General features: G+C 61.9%; 12 protein-coding genes. 8 read left to right on the top strand and 4 right to left on the bottom strand.

The features are described 5' to 3' along the window. The 4 genes from kdpB to HNR03_RS08135 all read left to right on the top strand — a co-directional run bounded on the left by kdpB (position 1) and on the right by HNR03_RS08135 (position 6305). The gene (kdpB, locus tag HNR03_RS08150; RefSeq protein WP_259152420.1) at positions 1-2058 is read left to right on the top strand and encodes a potassium-transporting ATPase subunit KdpB; all 2058 of its coding nucleotides are present in this window, start codon (positions 1-3) and stop codon (positions 2056-2058) included. A gap of 153 nt (positions 2059-2211) precedes the next feature. Continuing rightward, positions 2212-2757: a potassium-transporting ATPase subunit KdpC gene (kdpC, locus tag HNR03_RS08145; protein WP_259152414.1), complete on the top strand. Its 546-nt coding sequence runs from the start codon at positions 2212-2214 to the stop codon at positions 2755-2757. Positions 2758-2914: 157 nt separating this feature from the next. Further along, complete coding sequence (locus tag HNR03_RS08140) at positions 2915-5566, top strand: sensor histidine kinase KdpD (RefSeq protein ID WP_222587896.1); 2652 nt, start codon at positions 2915-2917, stop codon at positions 5564-5566. Between the two features lie 49 nt (positions 5567-5615). Continuing rightward, positions 5616-6305, top strand: coding sequence for a response regulator (locus HNR03_RS08135; RefSeq protein ID WP_259153405.1), 690 nt, complete (start codon positions 5616-5618; stop codon positions 6303-6305). A 120-nt stretch (positions 6306-6425) separates the two neighbouring features. Here the strand turns inward: HNR03_RS08135 and HNR03_RS08130 are convergent, their stop codons facing one another. After that, entirely contained in the window at positions 6426-7466 is a 1041-nt protein-coding gene (locus HNR03_RS08130; RefSeq protein ID WP_259152413.1) for a patatin-like phospholipase family protein, read from the bottom strand. 221 nt (positions 7467-7687) lie between these two features. Here HNR03_RS08130 and HNR03_RS08125 point away from each other — a divergent pair, with 221 nt between their 5' ends. The 3 genes from HNR03_RS08125 (at position 7688) to HNR03_RS08115 (ending at position 9810) form a co-directional block, all read left to right on the top strand. Continuing rightward, positions 7688-7966, top strand: a complete 279-nt coding sequence (locus tag HNR03_RS08125; protein WP_090186485.1) for a hypothetical protein — start codon at positions 7688-7690, stop codon at positions 7964-7966. A gap of 46 nt (positions 7967-8012) precedes the next feature. Next, positions 8013-8780: a CHAD domain-containing protein gene (locus HNR03_RS08120; RefSeq protein WP_259152410.1), complete on the top strand. Its 768-nt coding sequence runs from the start codon at positions 8013-8015 to the stop codon at positions 8778-8780. A gap of 232 nt (positions 8781-9012) precedes the next feature. After that, on the top strand, positions 9013-9810 hold the full coding sequence (locus HNR03_RS08115; RefSeq protein WP_259152404.1) for an acyl-CoA thioesterase II: 798 nt from the start codon (positions 9013-9015) through the stop codon (positions 9808-9810). Here the strand turns inward: HNR03_RS08115 and HNR03_RS08110 are convergent, their stop codons facing one another. The 3 genes from HNR03_RS08110 to HNR03_RS08100 form a co-directional block, all read right to left on the bottom strand. Further along, the gene (locus HNR03_RS08110) at positions 9811-10176 is read right to left on the bottom strand and encodes a terminase (protein WP_222587892.1); all 366 of its coding nucleotides are present in this window, start codon (positions 10174-10176) and stop codon (positions 9811-9813) included. 213 nt (positions 10177-10389) lie between these two features. Then, positions 10390-11871 (bottom strand): methyl-accepting chemotaxis protein, encoded by a 1482-nt coding sequence (locus HNR03_RS08105; RefSeq protein WP_222587891.1) that lies wholly within the window; start codon positions 11869-11871, stop codon positions 10390-10392. A 207-nt stretch (positions 11872-12078) separates the two neighbouring features. Beyond that, positions 12079-12888, bottom strand: coding sequence for a TatD family hydrolase (locus HNR03_RS08100; protein WP_222587890.1), 810 nt, complete (start codon positions 12886-12888; stop codon positions 12079-12081). Positions 12889-13122: 234 nt separating this feature from the next. Between HNR03_RS08100 and HNR03_RS08095 the strand changes: the two genes are divergently transcribed. Next, positions 13123-14544 (top strand): transglycosylase SLT domain-containing protein, encoded by a 1422-nt coding sequence (locus tag HNR03_RS08095; RefSeq protein ID WP_259152400.1) that lies wholly within the window; start codon positions 13123-13125, stop codon positions 14542-14544. Positions 14545-14573 lie beyond the last annotated feature (29 nt).

Here is a 14573-nt window from a genome sequence, read left to right as displayed (position 1 = left end):
ATGAATATGCCTGTAAGCAAAACCGTCGCCGTCAAGACGCCGGAACAACCGAAAACCGCAATCTCGGCCCTGTGGCGTCCGGCGTTGGTGCAAGCCTTCGTCAAGCTTGACCCTCGGCAGTTGCAGCGTGCGCCGGTGATGCTGGTGGTCGAACTGACCGCTATCCTGACCACCGTGCTGTGCTTCATTCCCGACAGCAGCGTGCCGACCTTCGTCGCCGCGCAAATCGCCCTGTGGTTGTGGTTCACCGTGCTCTTTGCCAACTTCGCCGAAGCCTTGGCCGAAGGTCGTGGCAAGGCCCGCGCCGACAGCCTCAAGGCCGGCAGCGAAGGCTTGAGCGCGCGCCGCAAAACCAACAACGGCAGCTTCCAAGTAGTGCCGGCCACCAGCCTGCGCAAAGGCGATGTGGTACGTGTCGAAGCGGGGGAAATGATCCCCGGTGACGGTGAGGTGATCGAGGGGATCGCGGCGGTCAACGAAGCGGCGATTACCGGTGAATCCGCGCCGGTGATCCGCGAATCCGGCGGCGACCGTTCCGCCGTTACCGGCAACACCCGGCTGGTGTCCGACTGGCTGCTGGTGCGCATCACCGCCAACCCCGGCGAGTCGACACTGGACCGCATGATTGCGTTGGTCGAAGGTGCCAAACGGCAGAAAACCCCGAACGAAGTTGCGCTCGACATCCTGCTGATCGGCCTGACCCTGATCTTCCTGTTGGTGGTCGTGACCCTGCAACCGTTCGCCCACTTTGCCAACGGCAACCTGCCGCTGGTGTTCCTGGTGGCGTTATTGGTCACGCTGATTCCAACCACGATTGGCGGTTTGCTGTCGGCCATCGGGATCGCCGGGATGGACCGTCTGGTGCGCCTGAACGTGATCGCCAAATCCGGTCGCGCGGTGGAAGCGGCGGGGGACGTACACGTCCTGCTCCTGGACAAGACCGGCACCATCACCTTCGGTAACCGCCGTTGCACAGCGGTTCATCCGGCGCCGGGCGTCACCGCCAAGGAACTGGCCGAAGGTGGGTTATTTGCCTCGTTGGCCGATGACACCGCCGAAGGCAAGTCCATCGTCGAATATCTGCGTGGGATTCACCCGCAACCTGAGCCAGCCGCTGATGTGTTGACCGCTGTGCCGTTCAGCGCGGAAACCCGCCTCTCTGGCGTCGACTATCAGGGCCGCGTGTATCGCAAGGGCGCGGTGGATTCGCTGCTGGCGTTCGTCGGCCTGAAACGCGCTGACATGGCGCCAGCCCTGTCGCGGGAAATCGACAAGATCGCCCAGAGCGGCGGCACGCCGTTGCTGGTCTGCGCCGAGGGCAAATTGCTCGGCGCGATCCACCTCAAGGACGTGGTCAAACCCGGCATTCGCGACCGTTTTGCCGAGCTGCGCAAACTGGGGATTCGCACGGTCATGGTCACCGGCGACAACCCGCTGACCGCCGCGGCGATTGCTGCCGAAGCAGGCGTCGATGACGTGCTGGCCGAAGCCACGCCGGAGAAAAAACTGGCGCGCATTCGTCACGAGCAGAACGACGGTCGCCTGGTCGCCATGTGCGGCGACGGCGCCAACGACGCCCCGGCCCTGGCCCAGGCGGACGTGGGCATGGCGATGAACGACGGGACCCAGGCGGCGCGCGAGGCGGCGAACATGGTCGACCTCGACAGCGATCCGACCAAGCTGCTGGACGTGGTGCAGATCGGCAAGGAATTGCTGGTGACCCGTGGCGCGCTGACGACCTTTTCCATCGCCAACGACGTGGCCAAATACTTCGCGATCCTGCCGGCGCTGTTCGCCTCGATCTACCCGCAACTGGGCGTGTTGAACGTCATGCACCTGACCAGTCCGCAGAGCGCGATCCTGTCGGCCATCGTGTTCAACGCCTTGATCATTGTGGTTTTGATTCCACTGGCGCTGCGCGGCGTGCGGGTGCAGGCGGCCAGTGCGGCGGCGCTGTTGCGACGCAACCTGCTGATCTATGGCCTGGGCGGGATTCTGGTGCCGTTCGTGGGCATCAAGGCTATCGACATGTTGTTGACGGCGTTGCATCTGGTTTGACCCTGAGCGGGGTGCCAGGCACGCCGCCTTCGCGAGCAAGCCCGCTCCCACAGGGGAGCATTTCAAATGTGGGAGCGGGCTTGCTCGCGAAGGACTCGACACGGTCCACCAGAATGAACGCGGTACTTGTTTTTTGAATTCGAGGATTTTGAAATGTCCACAATGATACGTCCGGCCCTGAGCCTGCTGGTCCTGATGACCCTGATTACCGGCGTCGCCTACCCATTGGTCGTCACCGGTGTCGCCCAGGTCGCCTTCCCGGATCAGGCCAATGGCAGCCTGGTGCGCGACGCCGACGGCAAAGTCCGCGGCTCGTCACTGATCGCCCAGGATTTCGCCGGTGACGCCTGGTTCCACCCTCGGCCATCGGCCGGTGCCTTTGCCACCGTGTCGAGCAGCGCGAGCAACCTCTCGCCGAGCAACCCGGCTCTGGCTACTCGGGTGATCGACGATGCCAATAAATTGCTGGTGCCTGGCCAGGGACCGGTGCCATTGGCAATGCTGACCACCTCCGGCAGTGGCCTCGATCCCCACTTGCCTCCGGCGGCGATTGCCTATCAACTGGCGCGTGTCGCGGCGGCGCGTAATCTTCCAGTGACGACGCTTCAGCAATTGCTGGATGCACACATCGAGCAGCGGCTCGTTGGTCCGCCCGTGGTGAATGTGTTGGCGTTGAACATGGCGCTGGAAAAACTGTAAATCTGTGGTGCCGCCAATCGCGGGCAAGCCCGCTCCCACAGGAGGTAAGGGTGGATACAAGATGAGTGACTACCCTAGTCCCTGTGGGAGCGGGTTTGCCCGCGAAGAGGCCCTGACAGTCACTGCATCTACATCAGAATGAGAGAGAGCTTCAAGCATGAGTGACTCCGGCCGCGCCGATGCGTTGTTAGCAGATCTGCCCCGCGATGGTCGTGGCCGGCTCAAGGTTTTCCTCGGCGCCGCGCCCGGCGTTGGCAAGACCTACGCCATGCTGCAAGCGGCTCATGCGCAAATGCGCCAGGGCGTAAAAGTCATTGCCGGCGTGGTCGAAACCCACGGTCGCGCCGAGACCGAGGCGCTGCTCGGCGGCTTGCCGCAACAGCCCTTGGTGCGCTCGGAATACCGTGGCGTGATGCTCGAAGAAATGGACCTCGACGGCCTGCTCGCGGCCAAGCCGAAACTGGTGCTGGTCGACGAACTGGCCCACACCAATGCTCCCGGCAGCCGTCACACCAAACGCTGGCAAGACATCCAGGAACTGCTCGCTGCCGGCATCGACGTGTTCACCACGGTCAACGTCCAGCACCTGGAGAGCCTCAACGATCAAGTGCGCGGCATCACCGGCGTGCAGGTTCGTGAAACCCTGCCGGACTGGGTGCTGCAGGAAGCTTACGAACTGCTGCTGATCGACCTGCCGCCGCGCGAGCTGCTCGAGCGTCTGCGCGACGGTAAAGTCTACGTGCCGGAGCAGGCGCGGGCAGCCATCGATGCCTTCTTCACCCAGACCAACCTCACCGCCCTGCGCGAACTGGCGATGCAAACCGCTGCCGCCCAGGTCGACGATGACCTGGCCCAGGGTTATCGCCAGCTTGGTCAGGACGCGCCGGCGGTGCGCGGTCGCTTGTTGGTGGGCGTCGATGGCGATGCCCAGGCCGAGCGCCTGGTGCGTCACGCCAGCCGGGTAGCCCAGCGTCGACACCTGCCGTGGAGCCTGGTGCATGTGGACAACGGCCGCGTGCGTGACGAGCAATCGCGCTTGCGCCTGCAAAGTGCCCAGCAGTTGGCCGAGCGCCTGGGGGGCGAAGTGGTGTTGCTGCGCGCTGGCGAAGTCGCGAAGACGCTGATCCAGCACGCCGCCGAACGCCGCGCCAGTCTGGTGTTGGTCGGCCAATCCCGCCCGCGGCTGCGCCGTCGTTTGTTCGGCGGCGGGTTGGCGTCACGCTTGCTGCGTGACGCGCGCGGGTTGGAAATCAACGTGCTCGACAGTGATCACGAACCGCATCAGCCGCGTCAGCGTGCGTCGCAGTCGCTGGTCTGGTTCGACTACGTGCTGGCGGTGGTGGCGACGGTGTTGGCCAGTGGTTTGGCCTGGGCCGTGGCGAGTGTCCTGCCGTTGCCGAATATCTCGCTGGTGTTCCTCGCCGCGGTGTTGCTGGTCGCGGTGCGCAGCAGTCTCGGCCCGGCACTGGCCTGTGCGGCGCTGTCGTTTCTGACCTACGACTTTTTGTTCATCCCGCCGAATTTTTCCTTCCGCATCCAGCGCGAAGAAGATGTGCTGACCTTGCTGTTCTTTCTGCTGATGGCGGCGCTCACCGGTAACCTGGCGGCACGTCAGCGACGGCAATTGCAGGCGTTGCGCGACACTCAGGAAGAGACCACCGAACTGCTCGACCTGTCGCGCAAACTGACCGCCGCCACCGACCGCCAGGCTGTGGTCAGTGCCGCTGCCCAGCACCTGAATGGCTGGAGTGATCTGAAATTGTGCCTGCTCAATCGGGACGGCCAGGGCGGCTGGAAAGTCGAAACCGGTGGCCCGCTGGAGTTCTCCGAAGCCGAACGCGCCGCTGCCGATTGGGCTTGGCAACATGACCAGCCGGCGGGGGCGGGCACCGGCACGCTGCCGTTCGGACGTTGGTGGTGGTGGCCGCTGTCGGTGGAAGATGGGCCGCTGGCGCTGCTCGGCGTGTGCGCCAAAGAGGGCCAGACCCTGAGCGGGCAACGGCGGCGCTTGTTGACCGCGTTGAGCCAGCCGCTGGCTCAGGCCCTGGCCCGCGCGCAACTGGCTGAAGACCTGGAAGCGGCGCGGCTGCATGGCGAAACCGAACAGCTACGCAGTGCGCTGCTGGCGTCGGTGTCCCACGATTTACGCACGCCGCTGACCTCCATGCGCGGCAGCATCGACAGCTTGCTGGCTCTCGGCGAAGCGATTCCGCTGGAGGATCGTCGTGAACTGCTCGAAGGCACCCGCGATGAGGCTGAACGTCTCGATCGCTACATTCAAAACCTGCTGGACATGACGCGCCTCGGCCACGGCGCCCTGAAGCTGGCGCGGGACTGGGTATCGCCGGCCGACATTGTCGGCAGTTCGCTCAATCGCCTGCGTGCGGTGCTGGCGCCGTTGCAGGTCAGCACCGAAGTGCCGCCCGAATTGCCGCTGCTCTTTGTGCATGCCGCGCTCATTGAGCAGGCGTTGGTCAACGTACTGGAAAACGCTGCGCGATTTTCCCCGCCTCATGGGCGTGTGCAATTGCGTGCCGGGGTCGATGACAACGAGCTGTTTTTCTCGGTGAGCGATGAAGGTCCGGGGATTCCGCAAGAGGAACGGGCCAAGATTTTCGACATGTTCTACACCGCCGCCCGAGGTGATCGGGGCGGGCAGGGCACCGGGCTGGGGCTGGCGATCTGTCAGGGGATGGTCGGGGCGCATGGCGGGCGGATCAGCGTCGCCGATGGCATCGAAGGGCGAGGCACCTGCATCACCTTGCACCTGCCTTTGCAGGATCAGCCAGACGCTGAAATTGAGCGTTGAAAGTGAAGCCTGATACCCTTTGGACATCTTTATGCTGCGATCCGAAACCATGAGCCAGACCGCGACCATTTTGGTCATCGATGACGAACCGCAGATCCGCAAATTCCTGCGCATCAGCCTCGCTTCCCAGGGCTACAAAGTCCTGGAGGCCGGCACCGGCAGCGAAGGCCTGGCGCAGGCAGCGTTGAACAAACCCGACTTGCTGGTGCTCGACCTCGGCCTGCCGGACATGGACGGCCAGCAAGTACTGCGCGAGTTTCGCGAATGGTCGACGGTGCCGGTGCTGGTGCTCTCGGTGCGTGCCAGCGAAGGGCAGAAAGTCCAGGCACTGGATGGCGGCGCCAATGACTACGTGACCAAACCGTTTGGCATCCAGGAATTCCTCGCCCGGGTGCGCGCCTTGTTGCGCCAGGCCCCGAACGGCGAGGTTCAACAAGCGGCGCTGACGTTCGGCCCATTGACCGTGGACCTGGCGTATCGCCGGGTACTGCTCGACGGCAGCGAGGTCGCGCTGACCCGCAAGGAATACGCGGTGCTGGCGCAACTGGCGCGGCATCCGGGAAGGGTGATCACGCAGCAGCAATTACTGAAGGATATCTGGGGGCCGACCCATACCGACGACAGTCATTATCTGCGGATTGTGGTGGGGCATTTGCGGCAGAAACTGGCGGACGATCCGACCCAGCCGCGGTTTATCGTGACCGAGGCGGGGGTTGGGTATCGGCTGCTTGATACGTGATCGTTCCCACGCTCTGCGTGGGAATGCAGCCCGGGACGCTCCGCGTCCCAGAAGCGGACGCAGAGCGTCCATTGAGGCATTCCCACGCAGAGCGTGGGAACGATCATTCACTCGAGAACCTCAGGAATCGCGCTCGTTCTCATACCGGTCCAGCGTGTCCCGCGCGATTTCCCGCCCCAGCGCGATCAGCTCCGGCGCCTTGTAAAACTCGAAAAACCGGCACACCCGCTTCGGCACGTTGATCAGGATGTCCGGTGGATAACCGGCAATCTTGTATTGCGCCAACGACGTTTGCATTACCTCGAAACTCTGGTTGATCAAGTCCAGCAAGGAGGCCGGTCCGACGTTGTCGATGATGAACGAGCCGGTGGCGGACTTCGGCGCGCCGTCGCGCTCCGGGGCGGCGGCCGGTTGTTGGGCTTCGGGTTCGGCGGATTCGATCCAGGGGTTGATCTCGGCCGCTTCCGCCATTAGCGCTTCCTTTTCCAGCAGCAGCAATTGTTCCGCCTGTTTGCGTCGGAACGGCAATTTTGACCCCAGTGAATTGATCAGGCTGTCGAAACGGGTCTTGAAGGCGGCGGGGCGCTGGATCACCGGCAGTTGATAGTGGCGCTGGTTGGTGGAGTTGAGGTTGACGGCGATGATCAGATCGCAATGGCTCGACACCACGGGCACGATCGGCAAAGGGTTGAGAATGCCACCGTCCACCAGCATCCGGTTGCCTTGCATCACGGGTGTAAACAGGCTGGGAATCGCCGCCGAGGCGCGCATGGCCTGGTGCAGGCAACCTTCCTGGAACCAGATTTCCTGCTGGTTGGTCAGGTCGGTGGCCACCGCCGTGTAGGGAATGCGCAGGTCTTCGATATTGATTTCACCGACGATCTTGCGGATCTGCCCGAAGACCTTTTCCCCACGAATCGCCCCCAGACGAAAACTGACGTCCACCAGACGCAGGACATCGAGGTAGTCCAGGCTCTCGATCCAGTTGCGATAATCGTCGAGTTTGCCGGCCGCGTAGATTCCGCCGACCACCGCGCCCATCGAACAACCGGCGATGCAGGCGATGTCATAACCACGCCGTTCGATCTCTTCGATGACCCCGATATGGGCATAACCCCGTGCTCCACCCGAGCCCAATACCAGCGCGACACGCTTTTTCATGAATCGCCCTCGTCTGACAAGGTTCAACAATGCACCCATCGAGGGGCGCGCTTCAATCGCCAAGGTCGCTCGATCGGCCGAGGGTGTCGTTTTTTCGACACTGCGAGCCGGCACATGGGTATTCTCCGGAGCGCTATAGTTTCCCCTGGCGATCAAAGGCACTTTTCACGCGCCAGACCGTCTTACCTGCACGACTGTTCCCCTGACATGAGGTGTTATTGATGAAAGCCTGGATATGTGTGCCCTTGATCGCTCTGGCGCTGGCTGGTTGCGCGGGCAAAACGGCGTACCGCGACACCTGCGGTAGTCAGATCGATGCCGCCTGGCATGAACTGGACCTGGCCAAGGCCGAAGGTTTCGCAGGTACTGTCAGTTACTCCAAAGCCTTGTCGCTGCTGACCGGTGCAAAGACCCAGCAGCAGTTTGAAGCCTATGAAGGTTGCGCCAGCAAAGCCGAGAAGGCTCGTTTCTACATTCGCGAGTCGCGCGCCGGTCGTTGAGGCATGATGTAGGCGTCTGCGCCCATTCGATTTCAAGGAGCTAGCGATGTCCGCGATGGTTGACAGATTGGTTGCACAGGTACTGGGGCTGGAAGTTCGCGTGCTGGCCTGTCAGGCGCGCTTGAGTGCCCGTACCGACCCTGAAGCATTGCACGATCTGCGCACCACGGTCCGCCGCCTACGCAGCCTGTTGCGGCCGTTGCGCGGTCTTCCCGGCGTCGAGCAAGTGGAAGCGGCGGCGTCCCGCGTGGGCGACCTGACCACGCCGTTACGCGATCGCGAAGTGCTGGCGGCTTACCTGCTCCAGCACGATCAACCCGAGGCCGCGCAACGGCGCATGGTGCAGATGGAGCAGGCCTACCCGGCGGTGGCGAGCAGTCGCGAGTTGGCGCACTTGTTGATGATCCTTGATGCGTTCCCTCGTTTTTTGCGGGCTTCACAGCGCCAGGGCTTACTCAAGAAGTTGCGCAAACGCATCGAAAAGCGCTTGGCCAAGCAGTGGAAAAAACTCGATGTCGCACTGCACGATCCCGCGCATGACCGCCATCGCCTGCGACTTCTGATCAAACGCGTGCGCTATGGCATCGATGCCTATCCCGAACTGGATCGTCTGCCGAAGGCGGCGATGCCGCGCCTGAAGTCGGCGCAGGGGGCATTGGGTGATTGGCATGATTGCTTCCAATGGCTGGCCAGGGCCGAGCAGGAAGCCGATCTGCAGCCCTGTGTCCCGGTCTGGAAAACCACCATGACCAACGCCGAAGAGCGTGCCGACCGCGTTCTCGACAAACTCAGCGCCCGCTGCTTCAAATCCTGAAACCCGCAACCCCTGTAGGAGCTGTCGAGTGAAACGAGGCTGCGATCTCTTGATCTTTAGCGCCATTACCGACGCCGAAGATCAAAAGATCGCAGCCTCGTTTCACTCGACAGCTCCTACAGTGGGCGGATGTATCCGGCCTATCTGTCAGTCTATTTGGCCGGAATAAGCGCTGTGCCGGCCCCGCCGGGTGGTTAAGATCCCACATCCTTTTCCACTCTCCGAGGTCCCCATGCGTTTTTCCGATCTGCTCGACGCGGTCCGCAGTCAGCCGCTGGAACTGTCTATTCCGGCCGAATGGGCGCAGGGCCGTGCCAGTTTCGGAGGCCTTGTCGCCGCGTTGCAATACGAAGCCATGCGCGCAAAGGTCCCGGCGGACCGGCCCGTGCGTTCGCTGGCGATCACCTTTGTCGGCCCGGTCGAACCCGAAGTGCCGGTCAGCTTTGAAGTCGAGGTGTTGCGCGAGGGCAAAGCCGTCAGCCAGGTGCTGGGTCGTGCGCTGCAAAAGGGCCAGGTGGTGACGTTGATCCAGGGCAGCTTCGGTGCTTCGCGTCCTTCCGAAGTCATGGTCGAGGCTGAGCCTGCGCCTGAGATGAAACACTGGGACGAGTGTCAGGAGCTGCCATACATCAAGGGCGTGACTCCAGAGTTCATGCGGCATCTGGCGATGCGCTGGGCCGTGGGCGGCATGCCGTTCACCGGCAACAAATCCCGCGAGATGGGCGGTTGGGTGCGATTGCGTGGGGATGTGAAGGAAGAGGCGGTCAGCGAGTCGCATATCCTGGCATTGGTAGACGCCTGGCCACCGGCGCTGTTGCCGCACCTGAACAAACCCGCGATGGGCAGCACGCTGACCTGGACCATCGAATTCGTCCAGCCGTTGCTGGCGTTGAGCACGCTGGACTGGTGCAAATACTTGGTTGAAATCGAGTATGCCGTTGACGGCTACGGGCATGCGGCGGCAAAGCTGTGGAGCGCAGACGGTCAGCTGATCGCCATGAGCCGGCAGACCGTGACGATTTTCGCCTGATCAGTGACGACGGTGGCGCTCACGCCAGGCGCGCCACCAGCCACCGCTCAGGAAGAACCGTGGAAAGGTCAGGAACTGCTCGACCAGCAAACGCGATATTGCATCTTTGCGATCACTGAACGGCTCGGAGGCTTGCGCCTCCAGGCTGTGGCCGTGACGCTGTAAACCCAGCGCCGCGAGCAGACCGATCACGCCAATCGCGATGTTGACGAAGCTCAGACTGAATACCCCGGAAACAATCAGCAGAAAGGCCACGATGAACAGCGGCACGGCAATCAGGTGCAGGACCAGGTTGGTCGGGTGCTGGTGATTGCCCGGGTATGCGCGCCATTGCCAGGCGGGAAGGTTGGGGTGACGTTTGCCCATGATGCTAATCCTCGATCCATGTTGAACACATGATTTAAGAATAGGCGGGGCGGTGGAGCGGGGCGAATCGAGGTTGGCTATCGGTGTGATAGGGGGCATGGTCGAGATTAATATTGACTGAGCTGACGCCTTCGCGGGCAAGCCCGCTCCCACCAGTGATCTTGTGCACAACACACATTCACTGTGGGAGCGGGCTTGCCCGCGAAGAGGCCCTTACAGCTTGAGCTGCCCGATGGCCTTGCTCAATTCTCCCGCCAACGCCGCCAACTCATTGCTGGTGGTCGCCGAGTCGACGGTCTGCTGCACCGTGTTTTCGGTCACATCGCGAATACTCACCACCGCCCGATTCATCTCTTCCGCGACCTGACTTTGCTGCTCGGCCGCCACGGCAATCTGCGTATTGCTTTCGCGCATCTGCGCCACCGCACTGGTGATTTGCCCCAACGCTACACCGGCTTCCTGAGCCTGCTGGACGCAATCGTCGGCCTTGAATGAGCTTTCCTGCATGAAGTCCACAGCATCCCGCGTCCCGGCTTGCAATGCAGAAACCATCAACGTGATCTCATCGGTGGACGCCTGCACACGCTTGGCCAGGTTGCGCACTTCATCGGCGACAACGGCAAAGCCTCGGCCCATTTCACCGGCCCGGGCGGCTTCAATCGCGGCATTGAGCGCCAGCAGATTGGTCTGCTCGGCAATGCTGTGAATCACGCTGACCACGCCGTTGATTTTTTGACTGTCCTCGGCGAGGCGCTGGATCATCTCAGCGGTTTGCTGCACCCCGCTGGACAACCCGGCAATCGATTTCTGCACCCGACTGACCACTTCCTGGCCGCTGCCGGCCAAGGTGTCAGCGCTCTGTGAGAGGTCGCGGGTGGCGCCGGCGTGCTGGGCGATGTGGTAGACGGTGGCGGTCATTTCGTTGATCGCCGTGGCGGCCTGATCGGTTTCGCTTTGCTGGCCGAGCATGCCGTGGCGCACCTCGTTCATGCTCGACGCCAGTCGTGCGGCACCAACATCCAGTTGCCGGGCGGTGCTGGCGACGGTATTGACCACGCGCTGGTAACCGGCCTGCATCGCGTTGAACGCGTTGGCCATCTGCCCGACTTCATCCTTGCCCGCCAGCGGCACGCGTGCCGACAGGTCGCCGGTTTTCTCGACATGGAGCATGACGTCTTTCAAGGTATTGAGCTGGCTGAGCAGGAAGCGGATCAACAGCTGCGAGGCGCCAAGCATGGCCAACATCAGGATGAACACCGCTGCCGCGTAGTTGGAAAAGCGCTCGGCAAACACCTGGCTCAGGCTCGGGCCATAGGCGATTACCGCGACGCGCTGGCCATCGTTGCGGGTCAATACCTCGGCACCGCTCAACGGGTTGTCACCGAACAGCGGCATTGAATTGATCTCGACCCAGCCATTGGCATCGGCCAGTTCCAGCAGCGGTTGCCCGTTCAGTAACGGCGCCTGGTTGCGACTGAAGGTCAGCAGATGATCGGCCTTGGGCAGCGGTTGTCCCGCAGGCCAGGCATTGAGCAAGCGCGCCTGAGCCTGGGCCGACGCTTGAGCGGCGTGGCTACGCGCCTGTTGTTCGAGCTGTACGGCGTACAGCACCAGCAACAGGGTGGTGAAGAAGGCGACGGCATTGACCGCCCAGAATTTGTATTTCAGCGAGATATTGCTAAGCCAGGCACCCATGGAGGTCTTCTCTGATAGCGGAAACAGCATTGGCAAGGTGCCAGCATTGTGCCGCTATGCAGGGATTCAGAACTTGATGTGGATCAAGGGTTACCACCAATCAAAATGTGGGAGCGAGCCTGCTCGCGATAGCGGTGTATCAGTCGATATCAGCATTGACTGTCTCACCGCTATCGCAAGCAGGCTCGCTCCCACAGGGATTTGCGGTTACTGGGGGATTGAGGGCAGGCCGTAGAACGCCCGTGCGCAGGCAGTGGTGTGAGCCGCCAGGTCTTCTTCCGTTTCCCCACGATGCAACGCCACCTCGCGCAGCACCTCGGTCAGGTACGCCGGTTCATTGCGACCGTTCTTCGGCTTGGGGCGCAAGCTGCGTGGCAGCAGATAGGGCGCATCGCTCTCGAGCATCAGGCGTCCGCGCTTGATCTCCTTCACCAGTGGATGCAGGTGCGTGCCGCGGCGTTCATCACAGATCCAGCCAGTGATGCCGATGTGCAAATCCAGATCCAGGTAACTGAACAGCGCTTTCTTTTCGCCGGTGAAGCAATGCACCACCGCTGCCGGCAACTGATCACGGTAATCGCGCAGGATTTCCAGCAAGCGCTGACTGGCGTCGCGCTCGTGGAGAAATACCGGCAATTGCAAATCGACCGCCATCGCCAGGTGCTCTTCCAGCACCTTTTCCTGCTGCGGGCGCGGTGAGAAATCGCGATTGAAATCCAGCCCGCATTCACCCACGGCGACCATGTTGGTTTCCTTGAGCAAACTGCGCAGACGCTGAGCGCTGTCGGCATTCCAGTCGCTGGCTGAATGAGGGTGAATGCCTGCGGTGGCGAACAGTCGTTGCGCGGTTTCATCCTGTTGCCGGCATAGCTCCAGCGCCTGTTCACTGCCCTCGACACTGGTGCCGGTCAGTACCAATTGGCAGACCCCGGCGGCATACGCGCGCTCGAGTACGGCCTGGTGCTTGTCGTCGAAACTGGGGTTGGTCAGGTTGACGCCGATATCGATGAGTTGCATGGTGCTACCTCGGACCAAAGGCCGGAAAGCATATCAGAGCTGTAGATTTATAAGAAAAGCCAAGAACTACAAAGAGTTAAAGCTGTCTGTTGATGCCGCGAGGCAGACGTGATGGTCAATATGCCATCACTGTGCCAGTCTTTCGCGTCTTGCCAGCGCTCAAAGCGCTCTGTTTCTGTCGTTCGGTTTCAAGAAAATTCTTGGGATCGGCCCAGTATTCTTTCCGGAGAGTGGATGACACGTCCCTCGATTTTGCTGTTGCTGTGCTGTTCGTTGCTGCTGCCGTTGCCGGCGGTTGCACGCTTGGCTGGGCCGTTGCAAGCCGTGCCGGCGGCCAAGGTTCGCGACCTGGCAGACATCCGCAGCAGCCGAGTGTTGCGAGTGCTGGTCAACCAGAGCCGCAACAGCTCCGGCGAAGTCCAGGGACAAGCCATCGGCGTCGAATATCACCGCTTGCGTGCGTTCGAGCAATACCTCAACGGGCACGCCCGTGACGGTCAGGAAATCACCCTCAAGATCATCCCCAAGTCCAAGGATCAACTGCTCGGCGCGTTGCAGCGTGGGGAAGGGGATCTGGTCGCCCCGGGAGAACTGCTCGATTTGCAACCGGGCCATGCTGTCAGCAGCAGCGAACCGATTGCCAGCAACATCCCGTTGGTACTGGTGGGAATCAAGGGCGAGCGCCGCTACACCCGGGTCGAACAACTCTCGGGAAAAACCCTGGCATTGCCCACTGGCAGTGCGGCGGGGGACGCGGTCAGTCAGATCAATTCAAAGCTTGCGCTGCACAAACTGGCACCGGTGAAAGTCGAGTGGGTCGATCCCAGTCTTGCCGTCGAAGATGTGCTGGAGATGGTCCAGGGCGGGATCTTTCACCTGACGATTGTCGAGCAACCGATAGCCGAGCGCTGGGGCAAGATCCTGCCCAAACTGCGAGTGGACAAACAGGTGTCGATCAGCGCCCCCGGCGAAGAGTTCTGGTTTGTCCGCCGCGACGCCTCGATGCTTCGGGCGAGCATCGACCGCTTCCTGACCACCTACAAAACTCCGTCGGACCAGGACGCAGCGTTCCTGCGAATCTATCGACGCCTGTATCAAGTGCACTATCCATTGGCCAAGGCTGATCGGCAGCGCCTGGAAAAACTTCGCCCGGTGCTGCAAAAGCACGCTGACGCACAAGGCATGGACTGGCTGAACCTCGCGGCGCTGGCCTTCAAGGAATCGGCGTTGCAACCCGGCAACCGCGGTGGCGGCGGCCCCACCGGGCTGATGCAGATCACTCCGACCGCGGCCCAGCGTGTGGGCGTCAACAACATTCAGGACCTGGATGCCAATGTGCAGGCCGGGGCCAAGTACCTGGCGATGATTCGCCGCAAGTTCTTCGCCAGTCCCAAGCTCAATGAGCGCGAGCGCATGGCATTTGTGCTGGCGGCCTACAACATAGGGCCCGAACGGGTCCAGGGCATGCGCGCCGAAGCCCGGCGCCGCGGCTTGAATCCCAATCAGTGGTTCTTCCAGGTCGAACGAATTGCCATGGAGCAGGTGGGGATGGGCCCCGTCAGCTATGTTAATAGCGTGAACAAGTATTTCCTGGCGTTCGAGCGTGAGCGGGAGTCGTTGGAGCCCCAGGGGCAGAAACTTGCCTTACGGAAATGATCGACTAAATTGATTGTTATGTCGCAATT

It is taken from the genome of Pseudomonas sp. JAI111 (genome assembly GCF_024809425.1).
GTDB lineage: Bacteria > Pseudomonadota > Gammaproteobacteria > Pseudomonadales > Pseudomonadaceae > Aquipseudomonas.
This window is presented reverse-complemented; position numbering and strand designations above follow the sequence as displayed.

Excerpts from the sequence above, each read along its gene's own strand:
- HNR03_RS08095 (WP_259152400.1), top strand. The coding sequence starts at position 13,123 with ATGACACGTCCCTCGATTTTGCTGTTGCTGTGCTGTTCGTTGCTGCTG.
- kdpC (WP_259152414.1), top strand. The coding sequence starts at position 2,212 with ATGTCCACAATGATACGTCCGGCCCTGAGCCTGCTGGTCCTGATGACC.
- HNR03_RS08105 (WP_222587891.1), bottom strand. The coding sequence starts at position 11,871 with ATGGGTGCCTGGCTTAGCAATATCTCGCTGAAATACAAATTCTGGGCG.
- HNR03_RS08140 (WP_222587896.1), top strand. The coding sequence starts at position 2,915 with ATGAGTGACTCCGGCCGCGCCGATGCGTTGTTAGCAGATCTGCCCCGC.
- kdpB (WP_259152420.1), top strand. The coding sequence starts at position 1 with ATGAATATGCCTGTAAGCAAAACCGTCGCCGTCAAGACGCCGGAACAA.
- HNR03_RS08120 (WP_259152410.1), top strand. The coding sequence starts at position 8,013 with ATGTCCGCGATGGTTGACAGATTGGTTGCACAGGTACTGGGGCTGGAA.
- HNR03_RS08115 (WP_259152404.1), top strand. The coding sequence starts at position 9,013 with ATGCGTTTTTCCGATCTGCTCGACGCGGTCCGCAGTCAGCCGCTGGAA.
- HNR03_RS08125 (WP_090186485.1), top strand. The coding sequence starts at position 7,688 with ATGAAAGCCTGGATATGTGTGCCCTTGATCGCTCTGGCGCTGGCTGGT.
- HNR03_RS08130 (WP_259152413.1), bottom strand. The coding sequence starts at position 7,466 with ATGAAAAAGCGTGTCGCGCTGGTATTGGGCTCGGGTGGAGCACGGGGT.
- HNR03_RS08100 (WP_222587890.1), bottom strand. The coding sequence starts at position 12,888 with ATGCAACTCATCGATATCGGCGTCAACCTGACCAACCCCAGTTTCGAC.
- HNR03_RS08135 (WP_259153405.1), top strand. The coding sequence starts at position 5,616 with ATGAGCCAGACCGCGACCATTTTGGTCATCGATGACGAACCGCAGATC.
- HNR03_RS08110 (WP_222587892.1), bottom strand. The coding sequence starts at position 10,176 with ATGGGCAAACGTCACCCCAACCTTCCCGCCTGGCAATGGCGCGCATAC.